The following is a 7,512-nucleotide window of genomic DNA, read 5'->3' on the forward strand; positions in this document are numbered from 1 at the left end:
GCGCCGAGGTCGCTCGCCTAGCGTTGCGAGCGGTGCTGCTCCTCTGGCCGACCGGCCCATTCCGCACCGAACTCGCGCGTTACGGAGACCCGATGAAGGCAGTCGTCCAGGACCGGTACGGCTCACCTGATGTCTTGGAGATCAGGGAGGTCGACAAGCCGGTGGCCGCCGACAATGAAGTGCTGGTACGGGTTCACGCGGCCGCGGTCAACGCGCGCGACTGGCACCTCCTGCGGGGCGACCCGTACATGGCGCGCATGGTGCTCGGGCTCCGCAGGCCGAAAACGAAGATCCGGGGCACGGACTTCGCGGGTCAGGTGGAAGCGGTGGGAAAGGACGTGAAACGGTTTCGCCCCGGTGACGAGGTGTTCGGCGAAGCGGACGGGGCCTTTGCCGAGTACGTGTGTGCCCCCGACGAGGTGGTGGAGCCGAAACCGGCCGGCCTGACATTCGCGCAGGCGGCCGCGATGCCACTGGCGGGGAACACCGCCCTCATGGGCCTGCGCGACTTGGGGCGAGTACAGCCGGGACAGCACGTCCTGGTCAATGGTGCGTCGGGCGGCGTGGGAACGTTCGCCGTACAGATCGCCAAGTCGATCGGAGCGGAGGTGACCGGCGTGTGCAGTACGAGAAACATGGACCTGGTCCGGTCGCCCGGCGCGGACCAGGTCATCGACTACACCGGCGAGGACTTCACCCGGGACGGGCGGCGGTACGACGTCGTGTTCGACCTGGTGGGGAACCGTTCGTTGACCCAGTGCCGACGCGCCCTGACACCCTCAGGAACGCTCGTGCTGTCGGGCGGGGGCGTGTCCGGCGGGGGCAGTCTCGTCGGACCAATGGGTCTCCTCATCAGGGGCCAGGCGCTGTCAAGCTTCGTCCGCCAGCGACTGCTCGTACTCACGGCGACGCCGAGCAAGGGGAACCTGGCAGCGTTGAGGGAACTCGCCGAGTCGGGAAAGGTCGCCCCGGTCATGACCGTACGTACACGTTGAGTGAAGTGCCCGAGGCGATCCGATACCTCGAAGTGGAGCATGCGCGCGCAAAAGTTGTCGTCACCGTGTGAACTCGCCCTCACGTGACGCCGGGCGCGACTGTGTGATCGTCGTCGGCAAGCACGCCGTGAACGTGTCCTTCAGTAGCAGGCTCAGCCGTCGAGTCCGTCGACGGCCAGCGGCACGTCTCCCGTGGTCTTGCTGTAGCCGAGGGCCTCGACGATCAGGCCGTCTCGTACGCACATGAGGTTTACGCCGCGGACCGAGTCGGCGGGTCCGTCGCCGAAGCGGTACCGCCAGCGGATCGTCGCCCGCTCGCCGGCGACGACGACGTCTTCGGGCTCGAACTGGCCGCCGACCTTGCCCTGGCCGTCCCCTACCACCCGGGGCACGCCATCACCCGCGCGTACCGCGAACGCGTGCACCGGCTCCTCGAACACGAGCTCCTCGCGCTCGGGCATCCGCAGCCGGCGCACGCGGCCAACCAACTCCTCCTGCTCATCGACGGCACACTGGCAGCCGGGGCGACCCGCCCCGAGACGCATCCCGCCTCAGCCGCCCGCCAAATTGCCGAGCAGATCCTCGCTACTGGGCACCAGCACGACAGCGCGACCTGACGCGACCACCGAAGGCAGGAGCTGGTCATGCTCCACATCAGACCGTGACTGGTGTACTGGCCAGCGTCGGATGCGCATGCGCATTGCGGGCCACCTCATGCCGGGCGCGTGGGCTTGAGCTCCGCGCGGGCCGCGTCGCCGGTCTCGGTGATCCAGCCCGCGGGCCAGCAGCGTCGGGGCCTTCGCCGCCAGATCGTCCTCGGGCCGCAGGTACGTCTTCGTGGCCCCGACCAGCTGCGGGACGCCAGCCTCCTGCTCGCCGAGATTCTGGCTACGCGCGCCGGCGTCATCTACCGGCCGTCAGCGGCGCCGGCCCACACAAGGTCAGCGTTGCCTGGCATCCACCGACGACACAAACCCCGTCGTTCAGGACTTCGTTGGCTGCTGCTGAGCAGCGCACACAACACCATCTGCGGCCGCTCACAGCCGGCCGACAACGCCATAGCGACCAACAGCACGCACCCGACGGCGGGGCGTGCTGTTCGTCGCGAGGCGTGCCGGCTCAGTTGGCGAAGCGGTCGCCGAAGTACGTGAGACCAGAGGGGCCGCCCAGGGAGGTCGAGCCAAAGCTTGTCGAGCCAGTGGCGGTGATACCGCTCTGAGCAGCCGCCTTGAAGAGCCAGACCGAACCCGCGCCGTTGTTCTCCGCGAAGGCACCGGCGGTCAGTTCGGCGCGGCCGTCGGCGTTGCTGTCCGTGAGGTGTACGGAGCCGCCGAACTGGTCGCCCGATTCAGCGGCGCCGGGAACCCCCGCCGTGTCCTGCGAGAAGCTCTTGGAGCCGGTGCCCGTCAGGCCCGTGGCGGAGCCGCGCAAGACGGTGACCGTGCCGGCCGCCGTCTTGCCCCCCAGCGCCTCGGACGACGCGCCGACAGCGACATCGGCGTAGCCGTCGCCGTTGGTGTCACCCGCGGACAAGCTCCAGCCGAAGCGGTCGCCCTTCTCGGCCGCGCCGGGGACTCCGGCGGTGTCCTGAGTGATACGGACCGGGGTACGGGTGGACAGGCCGGTGGCGCTGCCGTAGGTCACGGTGAGCGCGCCGCCGAGGCCGCCGTTCGGCTCGTCGGTGGACTTCTCCATGAAGTTGCCCGTGACGATGTCGCCGAAGCCGTCCTTGTTGACGTCGGCGATGGCGGCCGCGTAGCCGCCCGCGAGCTTGCCGGACGCCTTGAGGCCGGTGGCCCCGCCCTTGTAGAGGACGCTGCGGGTGATGTACCCGTCGCCGCTCTCCTGCTGGCCCATCACCAGCAGGTCGGCGGCGCCGTCGCCGGTGACGTTCCCTGCGACGAGCCGGTCCGTGCCGATACCGGTCTGGTCGTACGTGTCGATGCCGGTCAGGGCCGCTGCCTGGCCGGTGCGTGTGATGGGCCCCTTGAAGACGTTCAGCCCGGGACCGGCGATGTTGACGGCGGCGAGGTCGGTCTTGCCGTCGCCGTCGAAGTCACCGGCGGCGACGTCCCAGCCCAGTTCGTGCCGGTACTCGGGCAGCGGCGACGAGATGTCAGTTCCGGAGGTGAGGCCGGCCGCACCGCCCCATACGACGGTGAGGACGCTCGAGTCGTCGGTGCTGCCGATCCGCTCGGCGTGCACGCCGACCACGAGGTCGGTGTAGCCGTCGCCGTCGAGGTCACCGGCGGTGATGCGGTCGCCGAAGTTGTCGCCCGTTTCCGGAACGCCGGGGATCCCGGGGGTGGCCTGGCTAATGAGGGTGCGCTTCGACTTGTCGAGGCCGTTGCTGGTGCCGTAGACGACGGCGACGTACCCGGCGTTGGCCTTGCCGTCGACCTTGGCGATGGGCGCGGCTATCGCCAGGTCCCGGTAGCCGTCACCGTTGAAGTCGCCCTGCAGCCCGGAGGGCGCGGCGGAGGCGCTGCCGGCTCCGGCGACGAGCAGGCCGCCGGTGAGGGCGGCCGCGGCAGCGGTGGCGAGCGAAATGCGGAGGTGCTTGTGCATGCGTGTCTTTTTCTCCTGCGGCATGCCGGATGCCGGTGGGGCATCCGAAGTTGATGGGTCGAATCGACCATGTTTGGGACGCTTGGCCCCGCCCACGCATGACGGCCGATGCAGAGATGACCATCGGAGCTCCCCGAGGGTTGTACGGGGACCGTTCCCGCGCACCCCGTGCACTGCGGGTCGGTCCCCTCATCGGCGGGTGCTCAGGCGGTGAACCCAAGCGCCAGGGCGCCTACCACCGGCGCCGCGTACACCAGGGGGAACGGGATGTGGTAGTACGAGCGCGCGCGGATCACGGTGACGACGGCCCCGGCGAAGTACAGCACCAGGCCGATCCCGGCCAGTACGCCTATGACCGGTACGAACAGGCCGGCCAGCAGCCCTGCCGCCCCCGCGGCCTTGGCGGCCCCGAGCCAGGGCCACCACGACTGGGGAACGCTGTAGTCGGCCAGGGGCTCCACGACCCACTTGGCGCGGAAGAAGACCGAAGCGGCCGAGAAACCGGTCATTGCGGCGGCCAGGACAGTGACGACGACGTAGGTGGTGGACATCAGCAGTGCTCCTCAGCGATTCAACACCGGTGCGGGCTCGCTCCGGCAGGGTGTGGTGAGTGGTTCACTGCATTGACGTGCCGCGGTGTGGGAGTGTGACAGGACGGGCCCAGATTTCTTCTGGCGGGCCGACACCGCTACGGCGCGCGGTGCGTCAGCCGGCACGCTCTTGCTCGGCAGGGCGTCACTGCCGTACTCACTTCACGGCGTAGTCGGCCAGCGAGCCCTCCAGCAAGTCGAAGACGCGGTGGGCCGAGACAGTCACCGTTTCGGCGATCCGTGCGTTGCTCTGACCGTCGAGGGTCAGCGCCAGGATGTGCTGGAACAGGATGCGGTGGGCGCCGCCCAGTTGGGCTGCCGCCGCCCGGGGGGTGATGTCGTCGGGGGCAGCTCCCGTCTCGGCGGCGAAGAGCGTGGCCAGTGCGTCCTCGCGCTGGTCGTGCATGTCGCGCAGGCGGGCGCGCAGCGTGGGACTGTCCGCGATCATGCGGGCGAATGCCTCTCCGCAGAACCCGATGACGGGGTCGTGCCGTGCGACCCCGTCGAGGAACTCGGCCCGCAGCGCCGTGAGCGCCGACTGCCCCTCCCCCCGGCCGGCGACGGTACGGGCAAGGCCCGCGACAAACTCGTCCTGATGATCGAAGGCCAAGTCCTCCTTGCGGGCGAAGTAGTTGGTGACCGTCTTCTTGGCGACCCGGGCGGCTGCCGCGATCTCGGCGATCGTCGTGGACTCGAAGCCGTTCTCGATGAACAGCCGGGTCGCATGGTCGGAGATGAGCTGCCGGGTCTCTTGCTTCTTGGACTCGCGAAGCCCCATCGGTTCGATACTCATGGAGCAATCTTACACCCGTCGCAATTCTATGCTTGACGAACTGAGAGCGGCCGGGCTAAGTTTACATCCGTAGCAAGTTTGACGAAGTGTCGGCAGCCTGAAAGGCACCCATGAATCCCTCGCTCAAGAGCACCTTCGCCGCAGCCCTCGACCGCAAGAACGCCACGCAGAGCCGCAAGGCCCAGCACCAGGTCCGCGACCTGGCGCCCACCTCCGCCCGCGGAGGCCAGTTCCGCCCGACCAACGCACCCCGCAGGCAGGCCTACTGACGCCCACCCCCGCCCCTTCGCCCTTACCGCACCCGCCGTTCCCCGGAAGGCTTCACATGACTGATTTCAATGCCGGCACCGAGTTCGACCGCCAGGTCAAGACACTGGTCGACATGGGATATCCCGCCCTCGCCGGCATGACCGAGACCGCGTTCCGTGATCTTGTCGAACCCCTGCGCAAGCCCGTTCTCGCCAGGGCGGCAACACTGCAGCCGCCGACCGAAGGCCGGGTTCCCTTCCTGCTGGTGGTCACCAGGGCGCTCGCACCCCTCGAGGAGTCGGTCCCACTGACCACGCTCGCCGGCAAGAGCGGCCCCGGCGTCATCGAGCGCTTCTACGCTCCGGGCGAGCTGGAAAGGTTCGTCTCGCTCAAGGAGCTCGCGCTCCCGGAAAGGGAGGTGTACGTCGTCTTCGACATCGACCGGGGCGAGGAGTTCTGCAACGTCGTCCCCCTGGACGCCCTGGCCACGATCGCGGAGCGAGGCCGGACCCCGCTGACCATCGAGGAAGGCATAGCGTTCATCACCCAACACCCCCGGTCCCTGGCCAAGAACAAATGCTTCTCCCTCGGCGGCAGCCGCCTCGGAGACCGCCGGGTCCCGGCCTTGTGGATCAGCAAGCACGCCCCGAAGCTGGGATGGTGCTGGGAGGGCAACCCACACACCTGGCTCGGCCTGGCTTCGGCCGGCAGCCGCAGCTGCTGAGGTTCTCGCATCGAAGCAACAATCGACGGGGCGCTGATACCGCCCCTGCCCGTCAGAAGCCTGGACCCCCCAGCCCCGCGACGGCGGCGGTCTCCAGCCCCCGCGTCCGGTAGCTGTCGGCGTCGAGCGTGATCACCTCCGCGTGATGAGCGAGGCGGTCGACCGCCGCCGAGGCGACCCCGGCATCGCCGAACACCTCCTCCCAGCGGCCGAACGGCCGGTCACTGGTGACGATCAGCGAGGCCCGCTCGTAGCGGTGCGAGACGAGTTGAAAGAGAAGATGGGACGCCTCACCCTCCAGGGGTACGTAACCGACCTCGTCCACGATCAGCACCGGATAGTCGTCCAACCGCGCCAACTCCTTACCCAGCCCGCCCGCGGCCTTCGCGTCGCCCAGGCGTGCGGCCCACTCGGCCGCCGTGGCGAACAGCACCCGGTGACCGGCCTGGCACGCCCGTACGCCCAACGCGACGGCCAAGTGTGTCTTGCCGGTCCCCGGAGCGCCGAGGAACACCACATTGCCCTTGCGGCCGACGAAGTCGACCTTCCCCAGCCGGGCGAGAGTCTGCGGGTCGGGCGATCGCAGGTGAGCGTCGTCGAACATCTCCAGGACTTTGCGTGCGGGGAACCCGGCCGCCTCGATACGCTCCTGCGCCGCGGAGCCCGGCTCCTTCTCGCCGCCGCCGTCCCGCTGCCGCGGCAGCTCCACCGGGGGTGGCCCGTGAGCAGAGCCGGCCCTGCTCTCGTGCGAAGCCATGGGGCCGGACATGTACGCGAGGATCGCCGCCGAGGCGATGAACGCCATATGGATCACCGTCCCCCAGAGCAGATCGTGCTGGGGCGTGTGGTGCACGTCCACGAACATCTGCAGCAGGTGCACCGACGAGATCCCGACGATGGCGGTGGCCAGCTTCACCTTCAGCACATTGGAGTTGACGTGCGAGAGCCATTCCGGCTGGTCACGGTGGCCCTGGAGCCCGATCCGGGAGACGAAGGTCTCGTACCCTCCGACGATCACCATGATCAGCAAGTTGGCGATCATCACGACGTCGACCAGCTTGAGGACGGCGAGCATGACATGGGTCTCGTCCGCCCGCCCGCTGACGACGTGGTCGATGAGATGCCACAACTCGTTGAAGAACTTGTAGACGTAGACCCCTTGCGCGGCCACCAGGCCGAAATACAGAGGCGCTTGGAGCCACCGGGTCGCGAACAACGCGCACCCGAGCGTCATCATGGTCGACGGGGACGAGGCGGGACGGGACAACGGCACCTCCAGCAGAGAGATTCATATTCTTGTGGGCCACCACCGAAAATCTGAATCCGCACCACCCTTTGGGGTTAATAGGAATCCAGTAGCACAACACCCACACAGGGAGCCACGACGCGCGGCCGCCAGGCCCCGCACCCGGCGAATCGTTCATTCTCGTACGCCCGCCTGTGCGTGGCTTTGACCACCCTTCAGGTGGTCGAGGGGGACACGATGGGGCGTCGGAGGCCCTGCGACGGTTCAAAACCATGTGGAGGTGTGCCGCCCGGGACGGTCATGATGGCGGGCATGAGTAATCGCGCGGCTGAACGGAAAATCCACCT

8 protein-coding genes and 1 pseudogene are annotated in these 7,512 nt (G+C 68.3%); 4 read left to right on the plus strand and 5 right to left on the minus strand.

The annotated features are described in order from the left end of the window. The first annotated feature begins 92 nt into the window (after positions 1–92). Positions 93–1,066, plus strand: a pseudogene (locus tag J7E89_RS36675) (NAD(P)-dependent alcohol dehydrogenase). Between the two features lie 81 nt (positions 1,067–1,147). Here the strand turns inward: J7E89_RS36675 and J7E89_RS36680 are convergent. Beyond that, positions 1,148–1,435, minus strand: coding sequence for a nuclear transport factor 2 family protein (locus tag J7E89_RS36680; protein WP_308315720.1), 288 nt, complete (start codon positions 1,433–1,435; stop codon positions 1,148–1,150). On the opposite strand from J7E89_RS36680, the gene J7E89_RS41485 reads away from it, so the two are divergent. Further along, positions 1,415–1,612 (plus strand): hypothetical protein, encoded by a 198-nt coding sequence (locus J7E89_RS41485; protein ID WP_251061581.1) that lies wholly within the window; start codon positions 1,415–1,417, stop codon positions 1,610–1,612. The genes J7E89_RS36680 and J7E89_RS41485 overlap by 21 nt on opposite strands. Positions 1,613–2,114: 502 nt before the next feature. Here the strand turns inward: J7E89_RS41485 and J7E89_RS36685 are convergent. The 3 genes from J7E89_RS36685 to J7E89_RS36695 all read right to left on the minus strand — a co-directional run bounded on the left by J7E89_RS36685 (position 2,115) and on the right by J7E89_RS36695 (position 4,946). Next, entirely contained in the window at positions 2,115–3,563 is a 1,449-nt protein-coding gene (locus J7E89_RS36685; RefSeq protein WP_214980374.1) for an FG-GAP-like repeat-containing protein, read from the minus strand. A 203-nt stretch (positions 3,564–3,766) separates the two neighbouring features. Continuing rightward, entirely contained in the window at positions 3,767–4,114 is a 348-nt protein-coding gene (locus J7E89_RS36690; protein WP_214980376.1) for a DoxX family protein, read from the minus strand. 196 nt (positions 4,115–4,310) lie between these two features. Beyond that, positions 4,311–4,946 carry a TetR/AcrR family transcriptional regulator gene (locus J7E89_RS36695; RefSeq protein ID WP_251061578.1) on the minus strand — a complete coding sequence of 212 codons (636 nt, stop codon included), beginning with the start codon at positions 4,944–4,946 and terminating at the stop codon, positions 4,311–4,313. A gap of 110 nt (positions 4,947–5,056) precedes the next feature. Between J7E89_RS36695 and J7E89_RS36700 the strand changes: the two genes are divergently transcribed. Together J7E89_RS36700 and J7E89_RS36705 are read left to right on the plus strand one after the other, a co-directional pair. Then, positions 5,057–5,215, plus strand: coding sequence for a DUF5302 family protein (locus J7E89_RS36700; RefSeq protein WP_214980378.1), 159 nt, complete (start codon positions 5,057–5,059; stop codon positions 5,213–5,215). 56 nt (positions 5,216–5,271) lie between these two features. After that, positions 5,272–5,919: a DUF5701 family protein gene (locus J7E89_RS36705; RefSeq protein WP_214980380.1), complete on the plus strand. Its 648-nt coding sequence runs from the start codon at positions 5,272–5,274 to the stop codon at positions 5,917–5,919. 52 nt (positions 5,920–5,971) lie between these two features. Here the strand turns inward: J7E89_RS36705 and istB are convergent, their stop codons facing one another. Next, positions 5,972–7,156: an IS21-like element helper ATPase IstB gene (istB, locus tag J7E89_RS41975; protein WP_214980386.1), complete on the minus strand. Its 1,185-nt coding sequence runs from the start codon at positions 7,154–7,156 to the stop codon at positions 5,972–5,974. Between the last annotated feature and the right edge of the window lie 356 nt (positions 7,157–7,512).

This window comes from Streptomyces sp. ISL-100, assembly GCF_018614615.1.
Lineage (GTDB): Bacteria > Actinomycetota > Actinomycetes > Streptomycetales > Streptomycetaceae > Streptomyces.

Coding starts and splice junctions, on each gene's coding strand:
- J7E89_RS36690 (WP_214980376.1), bottom strand. CDS start 4,114: ATGTCCACCACCTACGTCGTCGTCACTGTCCTGGCCGCCGCAATGACC.
- istB (WP_214980386.1), bottom strand. CDS start 7,156: ATGATGACGCTCGGGTGCGCGTTGTTCGCGACCCGGTGGCTCCAAGCG.
- J7E89_RS36705 (WP_214980380.1), top strand. CDS start 5,272: ATGACTGATTTCAATGCCGGCACCGAGTTCGACCGCCAGGTCAAGACA.
- J7E89_RS36685 (WP_214980374.1), bottom strand. CDS start 3,563: ATGCACAAGCACCTCCGCATTTCGCTCGCCACCGCTGCCGCGGCCGCC.
- J7E89_RS36700 (WP_214980378.1), top strand. CDS start 5,057: ATGAATCCCTCGCTCAAGAGCACCTTCGCCGCAGCCCTCGACCGCAAG.
- J7E89_RS36695 (WP_251061578.1), bottom strand. CDS start 4,946: ATGAGTATCGAACCGATGGGGCTTCGCGAGTCCAAGAAGCAAGAGACC.